Annotated in this window: 20 protein-coding genes, 2 rRNA genes and 1 riboswitch (1 of these 23 only partly in view); of the genes, 4 read left to right on the top strand and 18 right to left on the bottom strand. The window is 47.9% G+C overall.

Annotated elements, in window-relative coordinates:
* Window positions 1–38: 38 nt before the first annotated feature.
* From ACXHJ1_RS04635 to ACXHJ1_RS04655, 5 genes are all read right to left on the bottom strand, one after another.
* Window positions 39–938, bottom strand: coding sequence for an ABC transporter permease (locus ACXHJ1_RS04635; RefSeq protein ID WP_017427176.1), 900 nt, complete (start codon window positions 936–938; stop codon window positions 39–41).
* Between the two features lie 37 nt (window positions 939–975).
* On the bottom strand, window positions 976–1,944 hold the full coding sequence (gene opp4B, locus ACXHJ1_RS04640) for an oligopeptide ABC transporter permease (protein ID WP_017427175.1): 969 nt from the start codon (window positions 1,942–1,944) through the stop codon (window positions 976–978).
* 14 nt (window positions 1,945–1,958) lie between these two features.
* A complete protein-coding gene (locus ACXHJ1_RS04645; protein ID WP_016818866.1) occupies window positions 1,959–2,885 on the bottom strand; it encodes an ABC transporter ATP-binding protein in 927 nt (308 codons plus the stop codon).
* Window positions 2,863–3,894, bottom strand: a complete 1,032-nt coding sequence (locus ACXHJ1_RS04650; protein ID WP_457905693.1) for an ABC transporter ATP-binding protein — start codon at window positions 3,892–3,894, stop codon at window positions 2,863–2,865. Before ACXHJ1_RS04650 ends, ACXHJ1_RS04645 begins: the two co-directional genes overlap by 23 nt.
* 332 nt (window positions 3,895–4,226) lie before the next feature.
* A complete protein-coding gene (locus tag ACXHJ1_RS04655; protein ID WP_457905694.1) occupies window positions 4,227–5,831 on the bottom strand; it encodes a DUF6359 domain-containing protein in 1,605 nt (534 codons plus the stop codon).
* A gap of 214 nt (window positions 5,832–6,045) precedes the next feature.
* Window positions 6,046–6,160, top strand: a riboswitch (glycine riboswitch).
* A gap of 211 nt (window positions 6,161–6,371) precedes the next feature.
* Between ACXHJ1_RS04655 and sdaAB the strand changes: the two genes are divergently transcribed.
* Together sdaAB and sdaAA are read left to right on the top strand one after the other, a co-directional pair.
* Window positions 6,372–7,061, top strand: coding sequence for an L-serine ammonia-lyase, iron-sulfur-dependent subunit beta (gene sdaAB, locus ACXHJ1_RS04660; protein ID WP_019685906.1), 690 nt, complete (start codon window positions 6,372–6,374; stop codon window positions 7,059–7,061).
* Window positions 7,051–7,950, top strand: a complete 900-nt coding sequence (sdaAA, locus tag ACXHJ1_RS04665) for an L-serine ammonia-lyase, iron-sulfur-dependent, subunit alpha (RefSeq protein ID WP_016818870.1) — start codon at window positions 7,051–7,053, stop codon at window positions 7,948–7,950. The genes sdaAB and sdaAA overlap by 11 nt, the downstream gene beginning before the upstream one ends.
* A gap of 80 nt (window positions 7,951–8,030) precedes the next feature.
* Here sdaAA and ACXHJ1_RS04670 read toward each other — a convergent pair whose 3' ends face one another.
* From ACXHJ1_RS04670 to ACXHJ1_RS04695, 6 genes are all read right to left on the bottom strand, one after another.
* Window positions 8,031–10,367: an Ig-like domain-containing protein gene (locus tag ACXHJ1_RS04670; RefSeq protein ID WP_019685905.1), complete on the bottom strand. Its 2,337-nt coding sequence runs from the start codon at window positions 10,365–10,367 to the stop codon at window positions 8,031–8,033.
* Window positions 10,368–10,540: 173 nt separating this feature from the next.
* Window positions 10,541–11,701: a serine hydrolase domain-containing protein gene (locus ACXHJ1_RS04675; RefSeq protein WP_457905695.1), complete on the bottom strand. Its 1,161-nt coding sequence runs from the start codon at window positions 11,699–11,701 to the stop codon at window positions 10,541–10,543.
* Between the two features lie 163 nt (window positions 11,702–11,864).
* Window positions 11,865–12,326, bottom strand: a complete 462-nt coding sequence (locus ACXHJ1_RS04680; RefSeq protein ID WP_290410536.1) for a pyridoxamine 5'-phosphate oxidase family protein — start codon at window positions 12,324–12,326, stop codon at window positions 11,865–11,867.
* 71 nt (window positions 12,327–12,397) lie between these two features.
* Window positions 12,398–12,622, bottom strand: a complete 225-nt coding sequence (locus tag ACXHJ1_RS04685; protein WP_016818874.1) for a non-oxidative hydroxyarylic acid decarboxylases subunit D — start codon at window positions 12,620–12,622, stop codon at window positions 12,398–12,400.
* A gap of 41 nt (window positions 12,623–12,663) precedes the next feature.
* Window positions 12,664–14,082: a non-oxidative hydroxyarylic acid decarboxylases subunit C gene (locus ACXHJ1_RS04690; protein WP_457906163.1), complete on the bottom strand. Its 1,419-nt coding sequence runs from the start codon at window positions 14,080–14,082 to the stop codon at window positions 12,664–12,666.
* A gap of 28 nt (window positions 14,083–14,110) precedes the next feature.
* Complete coding sequence (locus tag ACXHJ1_RS04695; protein ID WP_016818876.1) at window positions 14,111–14,701, bottom strand: UbiX family flavin prenyltransferase; 591 nt, start codon at window positions 14,699–14,701, stop codon at window positions 14,111–14,113.
* A gap of 161 nt (window positions 14,702–14,862) precedes the next feature.
* On the opposite strand from ACXHJ1_RS04695, the gene ACXHJ1_RS04700 reads away from it, so the two are divergent.
* Window positions 14,863–15,768, top strand: coding sequence for a LysR family transcriptional regulator (locus tag ACXHJ1_RS04700; RefSeq protein WP_025363805.1), 906 nt, complete (start codon window positions 14,863–14,865; stop codon window positions 15,766–15,768).
* Window positions 15,769–15,840: 72 nt separating this feature from the next.
* Here ACXHJ1_RS04700 and ACXHJ1_RS04705 read toward each other — a convergent pair whose 3' ends face one another.
* The 5 genes from ACXHJ1_RS04705 to ACXHJ1_RS04725 form a co-directional block, all read right to left on the bottom strand.
* On the bottom strand, window positions 15,841–17,025 hold the full coding sequence (locus ACXHJ1_RS04705; protein WP_019685899.1) for a response regulator: 1,185 nt from the start codon (window positions 17,023–17,025) through the stop codon (window positions 15,841–15,843).
* Complete coding sequence (locus ACXHJ1_RS04710; RefSeq protein ID WP_457905696.1) at window positions 17,006–18,802, bottom strand: sensor histidine kinase; 1,797 nt, start codon at window positions 18,800–18,802, stop codon at window positions 17,006–17,008. Before ACXHJ1_RS04710 ends, ACXHJ1_RS04705 begins: the two co-directional genes overlap by 20 nt.
* Before the next feature lie 30 nt (window positions 18,803–18,832).
* Complete coding sequence (locus tag ACXHJ1_RS04715; protein WP_371317264.1) at window positions 18,833–19,666, bottom strand: carbohydrate ABC transporter permease; 834 nt, start codon at window positions 19,664–19,666, stop codon at window positions 18,833–18,835.
* A gap of 5 nt (window positions 19,667–19,671) precedes the next feature.
* Window positions 19,672–20,562: a carbohydrate ABC transporter permease gene (locus tag ACXHJ1_RS04720; RefSeq protein WP_250248544.1), complete on the bottom strand. Its 891-nt coding sequence runs from the start codon at window positions 20,560–20,562 to the stop codon at window positions 19,672–19,674.
* A 232-nt stretch (window positions 20,563–20,794) separates the two neighbouring features.
* Window positions 20,795–22,126: an extracellular solute-binding protein gene (locus ACXHJ1_RS04725; protein WP_016818882.1), complete on the bottom strand. Its 1,332-nt coding sequence runs from the start codon at window positions 22,124–22,126 to the stop codon at window positions 20,795–20,797.
* A gap of 294 nt (window positions 22,127–22,420) precedes the next feature.
* Between ACXHJ1_RS04725 and ACXHJ1_RS04730 the strand changes: the two genes are divergently transcribed.
* Window positions 22,421–22,579 (top strand): hypothetical protein, encoded by a 159-nt coding sequence (locus ACXHJ1_RS04730; RefSeq protein WP_013369026.1) that lies wholly within the window; start codon window positions 22,421–22,423, stop codon window positions 22,577–22,579.
* Between the two features lie 187 nt (window positions 22,580–22,766).
* On the opposite strand, the gene rrf is transcribed toward ACXHJ1_RS04730, so the two are convergent.
* Window positions 22,767–22,883, bottom strand: a 5S ribosomal RNA gene (gene rrf, locus ACXHJ1_RS04735).
* Window positions 22,884–23,035: 152 nt separating this feature from the next.
* A 23S ribosomal RNA gene (locus ACXHJ1_RS04740) occupies window positions 23,036–24,457 on the bottom strand (it continues 1,504 nt past the right edge of the window).

Raw genomic sequence — 24,457 nt, forward strand, 5'->3', positions numbered from 1 at the left:
ACCCCTCCTTGTCGTTGTCCTTATCCTTGAACTTCGGTTTAACCCAATCGTTGTCTGGCATCCGTGGCACGTTTGAGCGCCTGACCGATAAAATTAATCGCCAGCATCAGCACTAATATAAGCAGTGAGGCAGGCAACCACATCCACCAGCTGTTCTGCAATACATCCGGGTCATTGGCATAACTCACCAGTGTCCCCAAGCTTGGAGTAGATTCTGGCAAGCCAAAGCCGAGATAGGAAAGCCCGGTCTCAATCCCGATATTTCCTGCAAGACTGAGCGTTAGATTAACAATCACAACAGAGCTGAGATTGGGCAGCACACCCAACCAGATGATCTTCCAATTGGGTGTGCCAAGGGTTTTGGAAGCCTGCACGTAGTCCAGTTCCCGCTCCGACAGTACCTTGGCCCGGATCAGGCGCGCTTTTCCAATCCACAAAAAGGCGGTCATAATGAAAATAAAGGACCCTATGCCACTTTTGGGCACAATGCTGACAAATACGATAACCAGCATCAAGAATGGAAGCACCAGAATAAAATCAATGATTCGCATGATGATGTTATCGACCATTCCTCCATAAAACCCAGCCAGTAAGCCCAGCGTCAAGCCAATGGCGGCGGATAACAAAGTAATCGTAAAGCCAATGGTAAAGGAATTGCGGGCCCCAATGACCAGCTGGCCGAATATATCCCTGCCCGCTCGGTCCGTACCCAGCCAGTGCACTGAGCCGGGAGCTTCGCGGATCGCGCCCAAATCGACCGTCGTGACTACATCCTGATTGACAAACAGGACAGAGGCATATATAAAAATCAAGAACAGAGCCACAAACCCAATGGAAATCAAGGCCATTTTGTCACGTACCAGCTCACGACGCAGTACAGACCAACTGGATGGTGATTTACGAATGATTTCCGGCGAGAAGACCTCCTCCACCTGCATAGACACCATAACCCCTCCTTTTCTCTAGACTTGTTCGCTATTCAATTCGAATGCGTGGATCGACCTTGCTCAGGATGACATCAGATAAAAGGGTTCCTAATAGTGCCAAGAAGCCAGAGATCATGACCAGCGCGTTCACGACTGAAAAGTCCCGTTGGGTGATAGACTGAAGAAACAACTGGCCCAATCCCGGATAACCAAAAATAGATTCCAGGAAAATGTTGCCGGCAATCACACCCGTCAGGTCGTAGCCCAAAAAAGCAGCAATGGGTAATAAAGAGTTCTTGAAAATATGACGGGAATAGATCTTTCCTTCGGGTACCCCCTTGGAACGCGCTGTTTTCACAAAATCCTTCAGACGTGTGTCAATGACCTCATTGCGCAAATACTGAATGGTAGCCGTCGTACTGAGCAATGCGCCTGTAACCGCCGGTAGTATGAGATGATACGACTTATTCACGTAATATGACCATGTCCCCGGCTCCACTCCTACATCCACACTGCCGCTGGTTGGAAACCAGCCAAGTCTGAATCCAAACACGTACAGCAGCAGCAACGCGAGTATAAACAGAGGTGTTGCAAAGCTGAGATAGGTATACCCCACCACGGTTTTATCCAGCAGACTATGCTGATACCGACCACTGAGTACTCCCAGCGGAATGGCGATCAGATACGTCAGAACCAGAATCACTACACCCAGAAAGAACGTGTTCCCCAAACGACTGCCAATCAAATCGGTAACGCTAATTTTATGTACATAAGATTTGCCCAGATCCCCATGAGCAAGCTGGACAAGCCAGTTCCCATATTGCACCCACACCGGATCATTGAGTCCCAGTTTTTGCCGCTGTTCTTCCAGTGCAGCCGGATTCAGATTGGGTGTTGAAGTGATGAGCCCTGTCAGGGCATCCCCTGGCATAGCCTTAGCTAGGAAAAATATAAGCACACTCAGTGCAAAAAGTTGAGGGATCATAACCAGCAGCCGGCGCATTGTAAACTTCCACATATTCTGTACCTCCCTTAAGGTAGCGCGACTTGATGGGATGGACTTACTGATTTTAGTGCAAACGGCTTTCCACTCGCATCTAAATGTTTGGGCAGCTCTGACTTGTAAGAGGATAAAAGCTTCTGCCTTTTTCGAGCATTTTCTAGCCGCTTCGCAGGATCAATACTGGGAATGGTGGCAATAAGCCGCTGGGTATACAAATGCTGTGGACGCTCATAAATGTCCTGCTCGCTTCCCTGTTCCACTAAGCGACCTCGGTACATGATGCCGATTTGGTCACACATATGGCGGATAATACCCAGGTCATGACTAATGAACAAATACGTCAATTTGAACTCTCGCTGCACATCCTTCATAAAATTAAGCACCTGTGCCTGCACAGAAACATCTAGCGCCGATACCGGTTCATCAGCAATAATCAGTTTTGGATTTAATGTCAGCGCACGCGCAATCCCGATCCGTTGCCGCTGGCCTCCGGAAAATTCATGCGGATATTTGTAGGCCGCATCAGCGTTCAAGCCGACCTTTTCCAGCAGCATCTGCACTTTTCGCCGCTCTTCCTCATTACTCAGCCTTTCAAAGTTCCGCAGCGGTTCAGCAATGACATCCAATACGCGCTTGCGCGGGTTAAGCGAAGAATAGGGGTCCTGAAAAATCATCTGAATGTCTCTACGCAGCGGATGGCGGTTATTCCGACTCAAAGCCGCAAGGTCCTTTCCATTAAAAAGAATCTGTCCGCTCGTCAGCTTATTCAGGCCGATAATCGTCCTGCCTGTCGTCGTTTTTCCGCAGCCGGATTCTCCTACCAGCCCATATGTTTGGCCTGCCTCTATGCTGATCGACACGCCATCCACTGCTTTTACCTGATCAACAACACGCTGGAAAAAACCACCGCGCACCGGATAATGAACCTTCAAATCATTTAGCTCCAGTAGTGCCATGAGCAGCCTCTCCCTTTGTTTCGTCTTCAAAATGAAAATGCTGGTAACATGTACAGCGGACCCAATGGCCGGGGGAAATTTCTTTTAATCGGGGATGGTCTTCATGCATTCTCTGCTGAATCCAGGGAATACGCGAAGCAAAGCGACAGCTATTGCGAGGAATATCTTGCAATGAGGGAACAATGCCACCAATGACATGCAGCGATTCTCCCTTGGTATGTGATCCCGGCATGGAGGCTAGCAAGGAACGCGTATACGGATGCTGTGGATGCCGGAATAATTCAAAAACATCAGCGCTTTCCACGATTTCTCCGGCATACATGACCACCACACGGTCAGCTACTTCGGCCACAACGCCAAGATCGTGCGTAATCAGAATAATTCCGCTTCCAGTCTCCTGTTGAAGCTGTTTGAGCAAGTCAAGAATTTGCGATTGAATGGTTACATCGAGCGCAGTCGTCGGCTCATCTGCAATAATAAGTGAGGGTCGGCAAGCTATGGCAATCGCGATCATCACACGCTGGCGCATTCCTCCTGAAAGTTCATGTGGATACTGTTCATACACACGTACGGGGTTGGGTATATCCACGCTTTCCAGTAGCTCCAGTACACGTTCCCTTTTTTGCTTCGTAGATAGGGACGTATGATAATCGAGATTTTCCTCGATCTGCTTGCCAATGCTCATTAACGGGTTCAGTGCTGTCAGCGGGTCCTGAAAGATCATGCCAATGCCCGCTCCGCGGATTTTATTCATTTGCCCTGAGGAGAGACGGATCAGATCCGTGCCTTTAAAAAGAACCTTTCCTTCGACACGTGTCCGCTCCATGTCATGCAATTGTGGGATGGAAAGCGCCAGCGCGCTTTTGCCACAACCGGATTCTCCGACTACAGCCAGCACTTCATTGGGGTTGACCGTCAGATCCAGATGATCGACTGCAGGGTGATATTGATCCCTGATGCGAAAAGATACGGATAATCCTTTAATCTCCAACACAGGTTCGATATTCAATGCGCGCGCTTCCTCCATTCTCCATGGTCTTGTCCTGCTTATTCTCACCATGTTTGATGTTAAAACCTTCCACAAACATTACATACCGTTTTTGTCGGAATAATTTGAATACATCCTATCACCAGTATATGGATATATCAATTAAGATTATGCTATCAACATCATTTAAAAAATCAATGATCCAGCCGTAGCGCGACCTTCCTGGCACAAAATGTAATAAAATAACCAACCACAGGTTAATTTTCATCACAAAAAAGCCGTTTGATCCCCTACAGAGGACCAAACGGCTAACTAGCACCCAACCACTCACACTGAATTATTTTTTGCGTTTATTATGAAGCCGCTCCATAGGAGCCCGGCTTGAACGTTCTTGGATCGTACCATTTGTAGCCTGCTGCTGGAGCAGACCAAGGCTCCGGTTGCGGTTCTGTGGAAGCCGCAGGCTCTTCAAACGGCAGCAGCTTCGTCGGTTGATCCAGCGTTAAACCTGCCACATCGGATAATTTCGTGTAGTCCTGCTTCCACGCAAGCCATTGAACCGTTTGCACTAGGAAGGTGGCATCGTCTACTTCCTTAAAACCATCATATGTCTTTTTCGACTGTCCGTTTTCCTCACGCGCATATTTCGGAGTAGCATCTTCTACAGGGGAAGAATCACCGATAAATGCTGCCTTGCCTTGACCCACCTTGGAGATCGCAGCATAAGGACCTTCCGCACGGCCTCCGCCGTTATAGACTCCTTGGTCTACTGCATTGCCCCATTTTTTTGTACCTGTCGGGATATAGGCAATTCCTTTGGCTTTGGTAGGATCAATAATAGCCAGCGTAGATCCCGCATGCATGGCAATCGAGCGTACACCCTTGGTAATGCCGAAGGATTGATCTGCGGCTACGATGTCCGGAGCATTTACATCGCCAAGCGCATTGTAACGGAAACGAACACCAAAGTTGGTCGCCAGCCAATCGGAGCTTGTTAATCCTTGCATCGCCGGCGATGCAGCTTCTTCTGCAGTCATGCCTTTGGCCGGATTAGTATAGGCTCCACGACGGTAGCCATTCATAACCTCGGAGGAATCCCAACGGTTTTTGTTACGATCGGCATTATAATGGTCGGAGATGAAGAACACACTTCCCCCGTTATTCACATATTGCAGCAGGGCAGCCTGCTCGGATGCCTTAAAGGCCACATTCGCTTCACCGATGATGAACACATCATATTGGCGCAGCTTATCATAGGTTATGGCCTGTTCTCCATAAGTAAAAGGAATAGGGCGGTTCAATTGATCCACAGTAAAGCCTACATTACGTAATCCATTGGCAAAGTCGGAGAAGGCGCCTTCAATGACCCAATCTGCTGCACCAGCCGTCTGTGCGTGCGTATTATCGAACAGCACCTTCTTGCCTTTTCCATCCGGCAGTGTAGTACCGGGTTGACCCGGGTTGCCAGGTTCAGGTTCGCCAGGTTCACCTGGTTCCCCCGGCTCGCTTCCACTCACCAGTTCCACAGCGCTTGGACTTTTTACTCCACCAAAATTATTGTAGGCACCAAGCGTACCTGTCACGCGAATTTTGCTGCCGACCAGTTCAGGATGACCTGTTAACCCAAATTGCCCTCTGTACGCAGATGTCAGCTGCACATCCAATAGATTAGACGTGCTACGTTCATTGGACTGGTCGGCAATCAGTACGTTAAAATCATTCGCAAACGGAGCAGAAAAATTAGCTGTTTTCGATCCGGTAGCATGTCCGACGATGTAGCCTTCCACCGTCACTGTACCTCCACTGCCTTGGCGCTGAAGTGCTTCGTCTACTGTCAATGCTCCCTCTGCCTTGACCTGACCGAATGGAACGAGGATCCCAATCAACAGCGATACGATCGCTGCTAGATGCAGCACCCCTTTCAAGCGTGAACCTGTGAACCGCAAGCCTTTTACCATACGTCAATATCCCTCCTATAATTCCATAAATGTACTTGTCCTCTATCAGATTAGCTGTCAATCTTCTAATTCCTTCCTGATTTCATCCATAATTATGTAAATTTTAATCTTTTTTATCGGAAACTCGCCTGTTTATGTAAAAATTGAAACCTGCGATTGACACCGAGCACGGCATACATTACGCTAAGAAAGATATGTAGAACGGTATACGCGAATGAAGATGACGGGAGAGTCTGTCCAGGGGCTTACACGCTGGCGGCACCGAAGGAGCAAGACGTCAGCACCCGGCTGGCGGATAATCTCTCAGGTCCATGTATCGTCATCTGACGCAACTCTGGAGAGAGCGCAAGCCACCCAAGGGGTAAGGCGGTAAGTACACCGCACGAAACTCTCAGGTAACGAGGACAGAGATAAGGGAAACTTCCTTATCCTGTCCTTTTTTGCGCTCACATTGTACGTCAGCATTAGGAACCGTCATAGCTGCGCACAAACGCGGAAATACCATATACTATGGTACTAGAACATACAGGGGGCCACACCATGCGTTTCAAAGATGTATTTTCCATTATCGGTCCGGCCATGACCGGACCTTCCAGTTCACACACTGCAGGCGCGGTGCGGCTTGCACGCGTTGCCCGTCACTGGCTCGGGACGCAGCCGGACCGTGCCCGCATGACACTGTACGGGTCCTTCGCCGACACCTACAAAGGACACGGTACAGACCTGGCACTCATCGCAGGCCTGCTCAATTACGATACAGACGACCACCGAATTCCAGATGCCGAGCAATGGGCGGAGCAGGCTGGAATGGCCGTGGAGTTTGCCGTCAGCGGACTACCCGCGCCCCATCCAAATACCGTCCGTTTTGAACTGTGGAAGGGTGAGGATCAGCGCACACTGCTGGGTTCCTCCATCGGCGGCGGCAGCATCCATGTCCAGCAGCTCAACGAATTCCGAGTCAACCTGACCGGGGAGCTGGCTACGTTGGTGCTTCTTCACTCGGATAAGCCCGGCACATTAGGTGCGGTGACTTCAGCACTCGGCGCTGCCGACATTAACATTGCCTATATGCATGTGGATCGCAAAGGCCGAGATGGAGAAGCACTTACCGCCATCGAAACGGACAGTCCTCCTACGGCTGAACTGATCGCAAAACTACGATCCTTACCACATATGTACGAAATTAAAATGATTAATTTGAAAAAAGGAGCTGAATCTGATGCGATTTAGCCATCTGCATGAAATCAGCGCCATATGCGCGGAGGAATCCACCACGATTGGCCGCCTGATGATTCAAGAGCAGGTACAAGAGACGAATACAACGGAAGAAGAAATCTTCCGCCAAATGTCTGATTATTATGAAGTCATGAAGGAGGCCGTTCATCGTGGTCAGACACAAGACACCGTATCCCGCAGTGGATTAACGGGCGGTGACGGCAAGCGTCTGGCCGAGTATCTGCGGGCAGGGGAAACCTGCTCCGGCGACGCCTCCGCACTCGCCATGGCTTATGCGCTCTCCGTGTCGGAGGTTAATGCGTCCATGGGGCGTATTGTGGCTACGCCCACTGCTGGCTCTTGTGGAGTCATCCCCGGTGTGTTCATTAGTGCGCAGGAGCGGTTCGGCTGGGATGATGAGCATATGGTACACGGCTTGTTCGCAGCCGGAGCCATTGGCTACGTCATCGCCAACAATTCCTTCATTTCCGGCGCGGAGGGAGGCTGTCAGGCTGAGATTGGCTCAGCCATCGGGATGGCCGCTGGCGCGATGGTGGAGCTACGCGGTGGCACACCTGAGCAGGCCGTTCACGCCGTAGGCCTAGCGCTCAAGAACACGCTCGGTCTGATTTGCGACCCCGTCGCCGGCCTCGTCGAGATTCCATGCATCGTGCGCAACGGGCTGGGAGCCGTGACCGCACTTGCCGCAGCGGATATGGCTTTGGCGGGTGTGCGCAGCGCCATTCCGTCTGACGAAGTCATTGACGTGATGCTTGAAGTCGGCAGCGCAATGCCGTCGAAGCACCGCGAGACCGCCAAAGGCGGCTTGGCCCAGACACCCACTGGCAAGCGTTTGACCGAATCACTGACACGCAACACATCAACCAAGAAGAATAAATCGTAGCTTCTAAGCTTTAAAAAATAAAAGAGCAAGCATATCGTCTCTAGACGTATGCTTGCTCTTTTTCTTTTCATTTTAACAGATTACTGAACGGTTACCTGTACCTTCGTCATTTTACCTGCATATTTCACTGTAATTACAGCTTTGCCCTTGCCCTGTGCCTTAATGTTGCCGTCTTTGACGGTCGCAACAATAATTCTGGACGAGGACCAGACAGCAGGTTTGGAAACATCCTTCTCCGACTCATCCTTATACGTGGCTGTAGCCGTAACCTTGGCCAGCTGCCCTGCCTTCAAAGTCAAGGCGACTTCGTCCGTTTGCAGGTATTTAAGCGTATCAACATCAACAGGTACGCTGATCACCTTACCGCCAAACTTCGCCTGAATGTTAGCCTTACCGTAGCTGACCGCGGTAACCTGACCCTTTTTGACGGTGGCTACCTTATAGTTGGACGTTTTCCATTCAGCTTGGGTTGTAACATCCTTTTCTTTGCCATCACTGGATTTAACTACAATCGCAATCGTTTTTTGATCCCCGGATTTTAGTGATAACGCAATGGCATCCGCTTCAATCTTTTGCGCTACGTCCACTTCTACCGTAAACGTAATGGTTTGCTTGCCATATGAAGCAGTGACCGTTGCCTTACCGCTTGCATTCGCTTTAATCAAACCTTCGCTAACTTCAACTACTTTTACATTACTAGTAGTCCAAGTGGCGTCCTTGGTTACGTCTGTTTTTGTGCCACCACTCTTAACGCCTGTTACTTTCAGCTGCTTTGTTTCCTGAGCACCAAGCGCAATTACACGCGAGTCTGTTTCCAGACGGTCCACAAGGCCCACTTGTACGTTTATTGTCAGTTTTTTGCCGTTATAGGTCGCTGTAATAACCGCTTTACCGGCTGCTTTACCCGTAATCGTTCCTTTGGATACAGAAGCAATATCTTCCGCGCTTGAAGCCCACTCCGCATCCTGTGTCACGTCTTCCTTGCGTCCATCCGCATAAGTAGCCGTCAGAGTTGCAGTATAGTCCTCATTAATATCAATCGTTGCCGTTTTGGAAGACAAAGACAGATCACCAGGCACATTTACGGATACTGTAGCTGTAGCTGTTTTGCCGCCATAAGAAGCTGTGATCGTAGCCTCACCTGTTTTATAACCTGTGACTTCCCCCGCGCTGACAAAAGCGATATCTTCATTGCTGGATTTCCACTCTGCCTTACTTGTGATATCTTCTTCCGTACCTGTTACGTACGTTGCAGTCAGCTTGAGCTTTTTGGATTCCTTGGCGTTCAAGCTCAGCTTGTCCTCGCTCAAATCCAGAAATCTAGAGGTTTCGACATCTGTCTTGATCGAAACTGTCTTATCTCCATACTTAGCAGTCACTGTAGCTGAACCCGCTCCAATGGCCATAATCGTTCCTTTATTCACCGTTGCAACTTTTTCATCGCTTGATGCCCAAGTAGCTTTATCTGTGATATCCGTTACTGTTCCATCCGGGTAGACAGCAGATACCTGAATTTTTTTAGATTCATCCAAACGGAGAAAAATATTGGTTTCGCTGGCTTTCAGCTTATTCGTCTGATCTACATCCACCGCAATCGTAGCGGACATCGTGCCATATTTACCTGTGATCGTCGCCTTACCCGCGCTATAGCCGGTAATAGTGCCTTTCAGTACATCTGCCACAGCTGCATTGCTGGAGCTCCACTCAGCAGACTCTGTCACGTCCTGTACCGATCCATCCGGGAACGTTGCTGTCAATTTAACCTTCTCTGTATCCTTCAACAAAAGAGAAACCTCTGATGAACTGACATCGAGACGTTTAACCTGCTCTACCTGTACAGCAATCGTTACAGTCTGTTGACCATAAACAGCCTTAATATTAGCTGTACCTGCTCCCTGAGCAGTAACCAATCCGTTGACTACAGTCGCTACCTTTTGGTTATCCGAGGTCCAGGTCGCATCACCTGAAACCTGAGCTGTCGTATTATCACTATAAGTCGCTGTCAAATCAATCTGTCCTGTGCCGCTCGAACGTAAGTTCAGGCTTTGTACATTGGATGTCAGCGCCTTAACCTTTTTCGTAACATGTACCTGAACCGATTGCACCTTCTCTTTATAGGTCGCTACCACGGTCGCTTCCCCTTCAGCTTTGGCTGAAACCGTACCGTTATACACTGTAGCGATAGCTGTATTATCACTTTTCCAATCCGTGCTTACGGTTACATTCGAGGTCGTCCCATCGCTAAAAACAGCCGTAGCCGTCAGCGCAGCCGTATCTCCCTGCTGCAAAGTTACCTCGTTAGAGGAAAGGACAATCTTGGAAAGCACCGCATCTGCTGCAGATGCAAACCCTGCATATGATGTAAAACTTGAAATCAGGATGACCAACGCCAGAAATCCGGACCATCTATTCTTCAAAATCTAATTCCCTCCCATTTTAATGCTAAAAATTGAGGATTTCGCAAAATCCCTACACCTACGTTTTATGTCGTCATATGGAAAAGAATAGTTTAGACTTTAAAGAAAATTTGGTCCTTATTAACTAGAATCGGTATTACCGAAGATCAAATCGTTAAAATATACCCTTACTTTTACAAACAGCTATAAGCTGCTGCACGTATTCTCAAATGGTGATACTCTTCCATATTGGGATCAAGCTGATGCATATAAACGACGGAGAACTGTTCGCTCGGATCTATAGAAACCCATGTGCCTGCCATTCCCGTCCAGCCAAATTCCCCAATCGAGCTGTTTGCATGACCAGCCGCTTTATCCATTAACGTACGCACGCCCAGTCCATAGCCATAACCTGTATGGTATGAATTGGTGAAATCCGATAGTTGGGCTGTACTCAGATGATTTGTGCGCATTAAATCAATGGTTTTTCTCCCCAATAGCCTCACACCGTCTACCATGCCGCCATTTGACAACATTTGTGAAAATGTCAGGTATTCTTTGACTGTCGAATATAAGCCTGCGCCTCCACCTTCATATATAGCATCTGGCTGATGATGTTCATCCAAGAAACCTTCAATTTTTTCAAGTTTTCCGGCGTCTGTCCGTTGATACATGGAGGCCATCCGCGATTCAATATCTCCACGATAACGGTAACCTGTATTGTTCATTCCAAGTGGATCAAAGATTTCATCCTTCAAAAATTGTCCTAATGATTTACCTGAAATGACTTCAATTAGACCTGCAACAAGATCATGTCCATATCCGTATAACCATCGTGTTCCCGGTTCAAATGCAAGCGGAACTTTAGAAAGCGCTTTAATTTCTGTACGCAGGTCATATTTCCCTTGCTTTTCCTTTAAAGCTGTAATGACCTTGTGCATAGCTTTTCCTGTTTCTGAAAACTCGGAAGCATAAGGAAGCCCCGCACTCATATTGAATATATGCTTAATTAAAATAGGATTATCCGCCTTGTCAACGTAGGTGTATCCGTTAGGAGCAGTTTTGAATACATACGAATCGCGATACTCAGGTAAATATTCACACAAAGGCTCATTCAATAAAAATTGTCCGCGTTCGTACAGCATAAGGGCAGCCGCACATACAACAACCTTTGTCATGGAAAACAAGCGATACACGGTATCTTCAGTAATCCGTTTCCGAGTTTCCACATCAGCATATCCATGATATCCTTCATACAACACTTGGCCATTTTGTGCAATGGCACAACCACACCCTGCCGGTCCATTCGCTAAGAATTGTTGCAATAGCTGATCTACCTTGTCAAAACGAGACATTTTCATCCCTCCTATTTTCCTTCAAAAGAAACAAGCTTCCCCTCACGCTCTAATTCCTGTTCCAACAAGCTCAACCTGACTCCTTGTAAGCGCTTATTCCCTTGCATCTATTTTAACGGTAAACTTGGTAATTACAAGGATGATTTGTCATAATCAGATAGCTTTATACCAACAACTCTGCCACCGTCTCTTTCCAGCGATTGATCACCGATTCCGGCTCCTTCAGGCGAATTGTGACACCTGTCAAGATATCCGCATATTGGGCCGAATCCTCTCTAGCTGCGAAAACCCGTGCCGCAAATCGCTCACGCACATGCTTGGCTTCACGCAAAGCGGGCAGATGTTCCAGCGACAATCGCACATAATGTGCCTTTCCCCCGGTGAACACCGCAAGTGTCGCCTTCCCCGTACGGATCATGTTGCCCGTCGTGGTCGTACCGGGCCACAGTGCCAGACGCAGATTTTTCTCGTCCAGCGCTACAATCTCACCCACACTAATCATCGCTACGTGCGGCCACTGATCTTCCGTAACCGTCAACAGCATCATTGCTTCCTGTTGCTTGTGCTCCAACTCCTTGCCGTTCAGCAGCGTGAACAGTTCCTTACCGATCCTTGGCGTCTGCATGAAGTATAATCCCCTTTACATTTGGCCTATAACTTCAAAATACCATAAATTACGGCTACTTACGAACGACCCTATATCCGCTCTGGAATAGGAGGAACATGAGCAGCATCCGGAATATCTTGGGGGTTTACCTTGAACGCCGATTTATACTTTGCTGGATCAGTAATGCTATCCGGTTCTGAGGTTCGCCATGTGAACAGGCATACAGGGCACAACAAAACCTCCCAGGCACCTTTAACCGGCGAATGGGAAACGACTTCTGAACGATTGGACTCACAACGGGGACAAATATGCATCTGTCAGCACTCCTTTAATTTTTCTTTGTTTTTAAAAATATTTAGCGAAGCATTTGGCTCAACTTTTTCTCCCATTCCGCTACACCCAGCGGGGAATCGAGCGGCTGCGAGTAATGGCCTCTAATATCCGGTGCTACAGGTGTCGTCGCATCCAGTATCATTTTGTGCGTCATACCTGCCGGATCAGAGCCGGGGTCAAGCGGTAAAATAGACAAGCCAGGAACAATGACAGCATCATGCTTTGGATGAAGCTTGGTGGATAAAGCCCACATGACTTGCGGCAGATTGAACGGATCGACCTCCTCGTCCACCACAATCACCAGCTTGCAATACCCCAATCCATGCGGAGTCGTTAACGCACGCATTCCCACAGCCTTCGCAAAGCCGCCATACCGGGTTTTCGTGGAAATAATAGCGACCAGCCCATGCGTATACATGGCATTAACAGCTACGATTTCATTAGGAAAAGCATCCTTAAGCTGCTGAAACAACGGTACACTTGTATTCACACCGATCATATAATCCGTTTCCGTCCAAGGCATCCCGATGTACAGATGCTCAAAGATAGGCTGTTTGCGGTGATATACACGATTAATCTGAATGACTGGCATCGCGCGACCGCCGGAATAGTGACCTGTGAATTCACCGAATGGACCTTCATACTCACGTTCACCTGCTAACACTTCGCCTTCCAAAATGACCTCGGCTCCCCAAGGCAGATCCAGATCTGCATCCTTCGCTTTGACCACACGATAAGGCTCGCCCTGAATGGCGCCCGCCATCTCATATTCGGATTGATCGTACATCAGCGGCGTAGAAGCAGCCGTTGTAATCACAGGCTCACATCCGAGGGCAATAGCCACCTTCAGATTTTCGCCACGCTCCTCAGCCTGACGGATATGGATCGCAATATCATGCTGTGGTACAGGCTGGATGCCCAAACGGTTCTTGCCTTTCACCTGCATCCGGTATAAGCCGACATTTTGCTTACCGTAGGTGTCCGGGTCATCCAGATCGCGTGAAATTAGAATTGCTTTATCCAAATAAAACCCTCCGTCCCCCTGATTCAAACGAAACAACGGCAAAATATCAAACAAATTAATATTCTCCGTAATTTCGACTTCATGAAAAGGAGCGGCTTCTTCCCGCTTCACGGGCACCGGAAATTGTTCATAGCGTCTGGCAAATTCAAAAAACTGCTCCTTGAGCGGCGTATTTTTGGGCATTCCCATCATGAGGGCATGATTGGGCCAGGAGCCCATCACATTCATTGCAATACGAGCATCCGTATATCCATAGATGTTGTTGAAAAAGAGAGCAGGCGTCTTATCTCCAAGATTGTTTAATGCTCTGTTAGCTGCTGCGAGGTCCGGCTCCGGCTTTACCTCATCGCTGATCGTGAGTAATTGTCCCTCCTTTTCCAAGGTGTGTAGAAAATCCCGAAAGTCTTTATAAGCCATCATTCATTCTCCTTCGTATTTCGATTTCTCAATTCTGGTGCAGCCTGGAGTCATTCTGCTTCATCCCATCCCAGCGTTTGGCTGCGGTTGTGACAATACCGAACTGATCCAATGCGCGAAAAACAATATGATCCACTAATTCCTCGATACTTGCAGGATGATTATAAAAGGCAGGCATCGGCGGCAGGATCATCACGCCCATACGTGACAGCTCCAGCATATTTTCCAGATGGATACTGCTTAATGGTGTTTCTCTGGTCATGAGCAGCAGCTTCTTTCGCTCCTTCAGTATCACATCCGCTGATCGGGTAAGCAGGTTGTCCGCCATACCGATACGAATAGAGGCAAGAGTCTTCATACTGCAAGGAGCGACGACCATACCATCTACCCGGAAGGAGCCGCTAGAAATACGTGCGGCCTGATCCTTATACGAGTAGACTGCATCCGCCATTGCCTCCACATCCTTCACCGTGTAGCCTGTCTCATAGGGAATGTTGGCAATAGCCCACGGGGATAGCACCAGATGGCTTTGGACTCCAGCCTCCCGTAATTTTTGCAATATACGGATACCAAAGATTGACCCTGTCGCTCCCGATATTCCTACAATGATTTTCTTCATATGTCCCCTCCTTCCATCCCATCGTTTTATGTTCACCCATGCATTACTGTCAAAAATTATACGCCCGTTCCCTGCACACGAAAAATATATATAATATATGTAATGCATACTTTAAAAGTATTTAAGTCGAAGCGTTGTTTAGAAATGAGGAGGAATCCCCAGTGGACTTGAAGCATCTGCAATACTTTTGCGTCATCGTGGAGGAAGGGCAAATCACCAAGGCCGCCAGAACGCTCAACATGGCCCAGCCTCCACTGAGTCAACAACTCAAAAATATGGAGGACGAGCTTGGTGTAAAGCTGATTTACCGTGAAGGAAAGAAGTGGGAAGTTACCGAGGCCGGATATACACTGTATACACGCGCCAAACGATTATTGGCTGAAATGGAGGACACCTGTAGAGAAATTGGGGAGTTTGAAAACAGAGTAACCGGCACACTTGCCATAGGCACGTCATCCGCCTGTATGTCTCTGATTACTGAACAACTCAGCCACTTTCATCAGGTTTATCCAGAGGTATACGTTAAAATAGGACACGGAGACACACATCATCTGGAAGAGCTGCTGCATCAAAATAAAGTCGATCTGGCCCTGCTGCTGCTTCCGGTAGACGACAAATCGTACCATACGATTGAACTGGAGGGCGTTTCTTTTGTTGCGGTTCTTCCGTGTGAATGGGCAGATCGCCATCCCAGTGGGGAAATTACATTACAGGAAGCTGCCAGCTATGACCTCTTGTTGGGACGCCGAACAGAAGGATACGGACTATACGAAACCGTCATCCGCAAATTTCAGGAACACCATCTTATTCCGCGCGTCGTATTGGACTGTCCAGAAATATCGACCATTCTCTCGCTCGTTTCCACAGGCATGGGAATTACCATTATTCCAGACGCTGGCTTGGGACAAGAATACGGGGACAGATTTCGCACACTCTCCATTAAGGAGCCATTCCCTTTCACACAGCCTGCCGTCGTATGGCGCAAGGATCGTTATTTATCCAATGCAGCTCGCAAATTTGTTGAACTGCTACAAGCTGGAGACACGAAAAAGACTGTTCCCGAGTAGATGCTCTACCGCTCTACTCCTGAAACAGTCTGATGCTGTATGAACTTCCTTCATTCGGTCGTTGATACCAACTTATTTAACTCCTTGATGCCGATACTCGGTCGGAGTCATTCCACATTTGCGCCGAAATACCTGTGTAAAATGTCTCATATCTTGATATCCAATCCGCTCGGAAATATCAGCCAGCCGCAGATGAGGATCATTTAGCAGCCGCTTTGCCTCTTCCATACGCAATGAAATAACGTAATCCTTATAGCCTTGTCCCGTCTTTTGCTTGAATAACTGGCTGAAATACACCGGATTTAAAAATACGATTGAGGCCACTTTTTCCAGTGACAGCTCCTCTGTAAAATGAGCCCGGATATATTGCAATGCTACATCAACCGTATGCATGCCCTTGCGGAGGCATTCTCCTGTATCCGCTGCTGCGGCTGCAATCTCCTCTGGTGTTCGTCTTAGTCGCGCTACCTCTTCAGGTATGGATGAGAAATTGTGGTGAACACCTGAACGTGTAATTTGCAGAGGCACCCTGACATAACGCTTCAAATGGGATTCAAGCAACGTCTCTAGCCGTGCAGCCTCTGCTTCATCCCTTAGCCTTGCAATCCCCAGCAGACTATGGCGGTCTAGACTAACGACAAAGCCGCTGCCTCCAGCCTCAATGAGCTCGGACAGTACATTTTCAATCATAAAATGCTCCAAATGCGTCTGCTTGTGGTCAGGTTCCATGCGAACCATAAAAAGATGGAATTCTGGATAATTTTCGACGAAGGGCTGTATATCCAGCTTACCTGTATCCAATCCGAGTGCATAACGCTGGAAAACAGCTTCACGCAAATAGACCATATTGGATTTAAGAAGTCTGCCCTCGTTTGCCTGTTGCGAGGCCACAAGGGCTTCGGCTGCTAACACTTCAATGCATTCCAGTAGCTTCTTTTTACCGATCGGCTTTAACAGGTAGTCTTTGGCACCCAGCTTTACTGCTCTTTGCGCATATTGGAAGTCGGAATGGGCCGAAATGACAACCCACTGCAGATGAGGATGCTTTCGCTTGGAAATGCGCATGAATTCCAGACCATCCATACCGGGCATGAGGATATCGGTCAATACAATATCTACAGGATGCTCCGCCAGAATGCCTGCTGCTTCCTCGGTGGAAGCAGCGAGATGAATGCCGCAGGTTGGTAGTGCTTGGCCAATAGTACGCCGAATCCCCTGTCGAATCATATTCTCATCGTCAGCTATCAGAATATTCATGTTTCTCCTCCTTCTGTGGCAGAGGCACACTTACAGTGACTGTCGTTCCGGCCCCTGGTGCGCTGGAGATCCGTAGGCCGTACTCTTCTCCGAACATGTGCCGTAGCCGTAAATTTAGGTTTTGCAGGCCGATGCCTCCCGCCTGCCCGCTGCCCGCCTGTTTGCCGGGTTCTGCCAAAGCGACCTGGACCACCCCCCATCGTTCATATTCCATCCCTACACCGTTGTCGATGATGTGCAGGCTCAATACACCGCCATACTCCTCCGCTCTGACGAGCAGTGTGCCACCTGTATCTGCATGAAGAGGCTCCAGCCCATGTTTCACCGCATTTTCAATCAACGGCTGTAAGGTCATTTTAGGTAAACGGATATCCAGCCATCGTTCTTCAATGTGGACGTCAACAGATACCCTGCCCTCCAGCCGAGCCTGGATAATGGTGAGGTAGTGACCGACCTGCTCTACTTCTTCCCGAAGGCTCACATCAGCTCCCTCTTCCCAGTGACTGCTGTAACGGAACATATGGGATAAGGAGAGAACCACCTCACCGAGCTGATCCTTCCCCTTTTCATCTAGCATCCAATAGATCATATCCAACGTATTGTACAGAAAATGTGGATTAACCTGCGTCTGCAGAGCGTGTAGCTCCGCATTTTTCTCGCTGACCGATGATATACGCACCAACTCAATCAGTTCTGCAATCTGCCTTACCATATGGTTGAAAGAGGTAGCCAACTGGTTGATTTCTTCATAGGATTCGATGTTTACCGTGTGGCGGAAATTGCCTGTCTCTACCCGTTTCATTTCCCGAATAACTCGTTTGAGCGGAAGGGAAATGCCCCTGGAGACGATAGACGCAATTAGCGCCGATACCATAATGAGTATAGGTGCCACGATAAATAAGTACCTTTGAGTTTGAGCCAGTTCCACATTCAGATCCTCGCTGGGTGTCACACTAATCACCGACCAATCGGCAAACGGAAGTTTGGAAGCGATTACAACTCTCTCATTATTCCGATCTACAATTACATCCTCCTCCGGGACCTGTGGCTCTAGATTTCGCAAATCTGGTGGTGGATCAGAAGAAGTAGCCGATACAATTCGATTTTCATGGCCCAACAGATAGACCTGACTATTAGTGCTCAGCCGTAAATTGTGGAGAGCGGACAATATTGAACGCGGTTCAGCCTCAAATAGAACAATACCAATCGGCTTGTGTTCATCCAGATCATAGAGCTGCCGTCCAAATGCAAACACAGGCCTGGTTTCCACTTGGTCGATTACAGAGTGAGGATAAACACCCAGCCATGCAATTTTGCCTGCCGACCTTCGAATTTCCCTGTACCATTCCGTATGCTCGTAATGAGTATCAATGACATTCATATAATTTCCATAATTGTATACCTTGCCTGTGTCTGTGATGACATGAATGCCGATTAGATCCTCGCGCGAATAGTAGATGGCTCCAAGGATATTCGTAATCGTACGTTCGTTGATGTAATTGACAGCAGGTAAATCACTATGATCTGTCGTCAGCAGACGAACCAAATCCATATTGTTGCTGATCGACTTGGAGAGACTGTTATAGCTGTCGAGCAGCAATTCGAACAGACCTGCTGTCTGAGATACATTTTTACGCGCAAGCTCACTGATCTTATCATGGAACTGCACCGTAGTACGGTTGTAAAATAATAGACTGACCGCCAGCACAATGCTGGACATGCTCAATAGGAACAGAACAAACAAGCGGTATTGAATGGATTGAAAACGGCGCATCATACCTCTGTGCGCTCCTTTCGCATCGGCCGCCTATCCTTTAACCGCTCCTGCAACCATGCCCTTGGTGATTTTTTCGGACAGGACAAAATAAATAATAATGACCGGTAAGGCCCCCATGACTAGAAAAGCACCAATGTTGCCATAGTTCACAGAATACTGGCTGACGAACGTATACACGCCGAAAGGGAGCGTTTTTAGCTTTTCGGACGAGATAAAGGTGGCAGCCATAATGTATTCATTCCAAATATTAATGAAGGTTAAAATACACACTGTCATGATAGGCGGAATCGAGATGGGTAAGATTACACTGCGGAAGATACGATAGATGCTCGCTCCGTCAATGTAGGCGGATTCTTCAATTTCGTGGGGAATGGACCGCATAAAGCCGGATAGGATGAAGACCGCAATCGGTGTCTGAAAAGCAATGTAGGGTAAAATCAGCGAGAAATACGTATTCAGAATATGGACGTTTTTAAACATCACCATCAGCGGTAGCAGTGTAGCTTGCATGGGGATCATCATACCGACCAAAAACAATGTCAGCACAACAGCCCCGAAACGCCAACGAAAACGTGTAATTGCATAAGCAGTCATCGAGCTTAATACAATGACAAAAATCATCGTAACCCCAGTCACCAGCACACTGTTTCCTAAATAACGTAAGTAGCTCCCTGATTCATAGGCTTCCTGGTAGTTGTGCCACTGGGGCACTTGAGGGAGTGCAAAGAAGCTTGAACTTAATATCTCTTCATTCGTCTTCAACGAATAGGTCAGCAGCCAAAAGAGTGGATACAGCTGGGTGACCACTAAGACGGCCAACAGGGAGAAAACCCCCATTTTTTTCAAGGCGTTCAACAGTCCCATCCCCTTTAGCTTACCTTATTTTCGATTCGTTTGAAAACAAAATTTATCACAATTGTAAATGACAAGCAGATTACTACGAGAAACGAAGCCAATGCACTGCCATACCCGTATTTCATAGATAAAAAGGACATATTGTACATATACGTGGATACTGTATCCGTCGCATGGGCTGGTCCTCCACCCGTCATCACCCAGATCAAATCAAACGATTGCAAGGACCCGATAAAGGCTAATACAATAGATATTTTGAAAATAGGCACAATGAGTGGCCACGTAATGTAACGGTCTGCTTTGAATCCTTCTGCTCCATCAATTTTAGCTGCTTCATACAGCTCATTGGGTATGTTTTGTACCCCAGTAAACTGGATAAGCAAATGGTAGCCAAAATATTGCCACAACGATACAAAATATAGAGCATACATTGCTATCTGCGGTTCTGTCAGCCAAGAGCGTGTCCAGCTTTCCAGTCCGACCGCCATCAATATACCGTTCAGCATCCCACCCATCGAGGCCGGATTATAGATCGTTTTCCACAACTGGCCAATAATAACCACCGATAGAATGACCGGCAGAAAATACATCGTCACCAATGTATTTGCCTTACGCACATAACGATTGAGTAAAATGGCCAGCAGCAGACAGAGCGGGATTTCCAGCATAGAAAATACAGCGAACATCATCGTTCGCTTCACGGACGGCCAGAACACTGGATCGGCTGTGAAAATACGCTTAAAATTAGTCAGCCCCACAAACTTCGCCTCTGCAATCCCGTTCCAATCCAGCAACCCGCAATACACAGATACCAAAATCGGAACAAATACCATACAGGTATACAGCAACAGGCAGGGCAGCACGAAAACGGCAATCGTGCGTGCCGGCACCTTCAGTACATTCATGCTCTAATCTCCTTTGTGTTGATTCGAAGCATCTTTCTGGGAAATGCTTAGCCATATGTGATTCCGAATCAGGGAAGGGAACTTTCGCTCCCTCCCCTCAAGTCTGCTACTCCAGGATTTCGCAAAATTCGATTCCAGTCGCTCCAAAGTGCAATATCTAGACGAACTAGGCCATTTCGATCTATACATTCTTCATTGGAAGCCACCTATTGGATGTTTGCAAAATTCTCAATTATTTATTTGCTTCAAAAGTGTTCTGATGTTCCTTCGCAACTTGCGCAGAGTCTTCTTGTTGTACAAACAGGTTTTGAATGCTACTTAGATGCGCCTGTGCAATAGCCGGATTCATCGTATTATCAAAAGCAAGGTCCCCTCCTTTTACATTTTTGAACAGCTCATTGAGACTAATGGCTAACTCGGAATAACCCGCTTCCTTCAGATCGCCTTTCATTTTCTGACCGCTGCCAATTGCATTCTTCAGATCAAACTGAATCTTGGGCATCTCTGTAATAAAATAGTGCAGAAAGTCCTTCGTCTCCTGTAAATGTTCACTATTGGCAGATACCGCAAACGCGCTACCCGGCGCAATGACATACTCATTCACATTCCCTTTGCCATTCACCGTAGGGAATTGAAACGCTCCGACCTTACCCGCTACCGGGGAGGCATCAATAGAACCTGTTTCCCAGGTGCCCATAATATACATTGCAGCTTTCCCTGTTTTAAAAATATTACCGCCTGCATTATAGTCAATAGATGTAGCTCCATCCGGGAAAGCCCCGGCCTGCACTAATTCCTGAAATGCATCCACAGCTTCCACAAAAGCCGGGTCGTTAAACGTCTTTTTGCCATCCAGCACATCATTGAGGAAATTTGGTCCTTCATTTGTACGCAACAGAATATTCATAAAAAGGAGGGAACCGGTCCATGAATCCTTTTCCCCAATAGCAATTGGAGTAATTCCCTTTGCCTTCAGTGTCTTCACCGTTGTTATCAGCTCATCAAAGGTGGTCGGCAACTTTTGAATTCCCGCCTGCTCGAACAGTTCTTTATTGTAAAAGACCACTTCTATATTGTTACCATCTGGAAAAGCGTAAAGCTTATCATCGAAGCTATAGTAGTTAAGAAGGCCATCCTGAAACGTATCTTTTAACCCCTCTTTATCAGCTACATCATTTAATGGTGCCAGTAGCCCGGCATCTACGAATGGCTTCATCTGTGCAGCCGGATTTACAATCGTAATATCCGGTACTTCCTTCGCTGCTGCTTGTGTTTTCAACTTGAGCTTTTGCTGATCTGTATTTAGCGAATCCAATTCAATTTTGACATGAGGATGATTCTGCTCGTATTGACTTACAATCTGCTTTATCATTTTGTATGAAGGGGTGCTCGGATCAGGATTGATGTTTTGAAAGGTAATCGTCACATCCTTCGTTACATTGCCTCCACCCTTTTCCCCTGAATTTCCCGGACTTGCGCTCTGTCCGTTATTACAAGCTGCCAGCGTCAATGCCAAGGCGCCCGCCGCCACAACGGCAAACGCTTTCATTTTTACTCTGCTCATGTTCCTTTTCCTCCTCTGGTTGAAGCATTGCGCAATTTATCCTCCTAGTCGGTGGACACTCAATGCCCGCTTGTTCTTTTCATTATGTTACATAGAAAAGACGTGAACAATGCGTGAACTTAAGGAGAAGGGTTTGTTTTTTTAAGCCATCATTTGCGTGCTTCAAAATTCATTCATATCATAACTTGCAATTTATCTAGAAGACAGGCATAATATGAATAAGATCTTTATTTGATAATGATTATCATTATTAAATAATAAATACACATAGACTTTAAAGGAGGCAGGACCGCAGTGAAAGAAGCTTTTAGTAAAACCTCCCTGCATATCGATGATTATTTGGATCTTCTCAATCTTGCCGTACAAGTCGGAGATACAAAGTGGCAAAAGGAAATTACCCGTAAACTTCAAGCCTTAAGTGCCCTCCAGGCAGAACAGGTTGAAATAGATTAACATCCCACAGTTAATACTGGATCTCAGTTGAAACAGCACGTCAGGCAGTACTGTACAAGGAGCAACCAGAGTATTGTAGTACTTCTAACCAAAGGCATGGCATGAGCCGTTCAGGTGACCGATAAATAAATCGGTTATACAAAAGAGGACCATGATCTCAGTAAGATCATGGTCCTCTTTACTTGTTGCTTGGCAACGTCCTACTCTCCCAGGACCCTGCGGTCCAAGTACCATCGGCGCTGGAGGGCTTAACGGTCGTGTTCGGGATGGGTACGTGTGGAACCCCTCCGCTATCGCCACCAAACATGAATTTGCCTCGCAAATTCTTCCGTAAGGTTATTCGGTTCATCACAAATTGTGTGAATAAATAGCCATACGCTTGTCGTATGTACTTCTACATACCTTCAAGGTTACACCCTGAAAACTGGATCCGAAACTTCATTGCGTCTTATTCTTTAGGATAAGCCCTCGACCGATTAGTATTGGTCAGCTCCATGCATTACTGCACTTCCACCCCCAACCTATCTACCTCGTCGTCTTCAAGGGGTCTTACATACTGGGAAATCTCATCTTGAGGGGGGCTTCACGCTTAGATGCTTTCAGCGCTTATCCCTTCCGTACATAGCTACCCAGCGGTGCTCCTGGCGGAACAACTGGTACACCAGCGGTACGTCCATCCCGGTCCTCTCGTACTAAGGACAGCTCCTCTCAAATTTCCTACGCCCACGACAGATAGGGACCGAACTGTCTCACGACGTTCTGAACCCAGCTCGCGTACCGCTTTAATGGGCGAACAGCCCAACCCTTGGGACCTACTTCAGCCCCAGGATGCGATGAGCCGACATCGAGGTGCCAAACCTCCCCGTCGATGTGGACTCTTGGGGGAGATAAGCCTGTTATCCCCAGGGTAGCTTTTATCCGTTGAGCGATGGCCCTTCCATGCGGTACCACCGGATCACTAAGCCCGACTTTCGTCCCTGCTCGACTTGTAGGTCTCGCAGTCAAGCTCCCTTCTGCCTTTGCACTCTTCGAATGATTTCCAACCATTCTGAGGGAACCTTGGGGCGCCTCCGTTACTCTTTAGGAGGCGACCGCCCCAGTCAAACTGCCCACCTGACACTGTCCTCGTACCGGATCACGGTACCAAGTTAGAACCTAGATACGATCAGGGTGGTATCCCAAGGATGCCTCCCTTCAAGCTGGCGCTCAAAGTTCTACGGCTCCCACCTATCCTGTACAGATCGTACCCAAATTCAATATCAAGCTGCAGTAAAGCTCCATGGGGTCTTTCCGTCTTGTCGCGGGTAACCTGCATCTTCACAGGTATTAAAATTTCACCGGATCTCTCGTTGAGACAGCGCCCAAGTCGTTACGCCATTCGTGCGGGTCAGAATTTACCTGACAAGGAATTTCGCTACCTTAGGACCGTTATAGTTACGGCCGCCGTTTACTGGGGCTTCGGTTCATAGCTTCGCCCGAAGGCTTACCACTCCCCTTAACCTTCCAGCACCGGGCAGGCGTCAGCCCGTATACTTCGCCTTGCGGCTTCGCACAGACCTGTGTTTTTGCTAAACAGTCGCTTGGGCCTTTTCACTGCGGCCCCCTCGGGCTATTCACCCTACCGAGGCACCCCTTCTCCCGAAGTTACGGGGTCATTTTGCCGAGTTCCTTAACGAGAGTTCTTCCGCGCGCCTTAGAATTCTCTTCTCGCCTACCTGTGTCGGTTTGCGGTACGGGCACCTTCTCCTGGCTAGAGGCTTTTCTTGGCAGTCTGAGATCATGACCTTCGCTACTATAATTTTCGCTCCCCATCACAGCCCAGCCTTACGATGTGCGGATTTGCCTACACATCAGCCTCACTGCTTAGACGGACATCCA

The organism is Paenibacillus sp. ALE2 (assembly GCF_054113385.1).

Excerpts from the sequence above, each read along its gene's own strand:
- ACXHJ1_RS04635 (WP_017427176.1), bottom strand. The coding sequence starts at position 938 with ATGCAGGTGGAGGAGGTCTTCTCGCCGGAAATCATTCGTAAATCACCA.
- opp4B (WP_017427175.1), bottom strand. The coding sequence starts at position 1,944 with ATGTGGAAGTTTACAATGCGCCGGCTGCTGGTTATGATCCCTCAACTT.
- ACXHJ1_RS04645 (WP_016818866.1), bottom strand. The coding sequence starts at position 2,885 with ATGGCACTACTGGAGCTAAATGATTTGAAGGTTCATTATCCGGTGCGC.
- ACXHJ1_RS04655 (WP_457905694.1), bottom strand. The coding sequence starts at position 5,831 with ATGGTAAAAGGCTTGCGGTTCACAGGTTCACGCTTGAAAGGGGTGCTG.
- sdaAB (WP_019685906.1), top strand. The coding sequence starts at position 6,372 with ATGCGTTTCAAAGATGTATTTTCCATTATCGGTCCGGCCATGACCGGA.
- sdaAA (WP_016818870.1), top strand. The coding sequence starts at position 7,051 with ATGCGATTTAGCCATCTGCATGAAATCAGCGCCATATGCGCGGAGGAA.
- ACXHJ1_RS04675 (WP_457905695.1), bottom strand. The coding sequence starts at position 11,701 with ATGTCTCGTTTTGACAAGGTAGATCAGCTATTGCAACAATTCTTAGCG.
- ACXHJ1_RS04680 (WP_290410536.1), bottom strand. The coding sequence starts at position 12,326 with ATGCAGACGCCAAGGATCGGTAAGGAACTGTTCACGCTGCTGAACGGC.
- ACXHJ1_RS04685 (WP_016818874.1), bottom strand. The coding sequence starts at position 12,622 with ATGCATATTTGTCCCCGTTGTGAGTCCAATCGTTCAGAAGTCGTTTCC.
- ACXHJ1_RS04690 (WP_457906163.1), bottom strand. The coding sequence starts at position 14,082 with ATGGCTTATAAAGACTTTCGGGATTTTCTACACACCTTGGAAAAGGAG.
- ACXHJ1_RS04695 (WP_016818876.1), bottom strand. The coding sequence starts at position 14,701 with ATGAAGAAAATCATTGTAGGAATATCGGGAGCGACAGGGTCAATCTTT.
- ACXHJ1_RS04705 (WP_019685899.1), bottom strand. The coding sequence starts at position 17,025 with ATGAATATTCTGATAGCTGACGATGAGAATATGATTCGACAGGGGATT.
- ACXHJ1_RS04710 (WP_457905696.1), bottom strand. The coding sequence starts at position 18,802 with ATGATGCGCCGTTTTCAATCCATTCAATACCGCTTGTTTGTTCTGTTC.
- ACXHJ1_RS04715 (WP_371317264.1), bottom strand. The coding sequence starts at position 19,666 with ATGGGACTGTTGAACGCCTTGAAAAAAATGGGGGTTTTCTCCCTGTTG.
- ACXHJ1_RS04720 (WP_250248544.1), bottom strand. The coding sequence starts at position 20,562 with ATGAATGTACTGAAGGTGCCGGCACGCACGATTGCCGTTTTCGTGCTG.
- ACXHJ1_RS04725 (WP_016818882.1), bottom strand. The coding sequence starts at position 22,126 with ATGAGCAGAGTAAAAATGAAAGCGTTTGCCGTTGTGGCGGCGGGCGCC.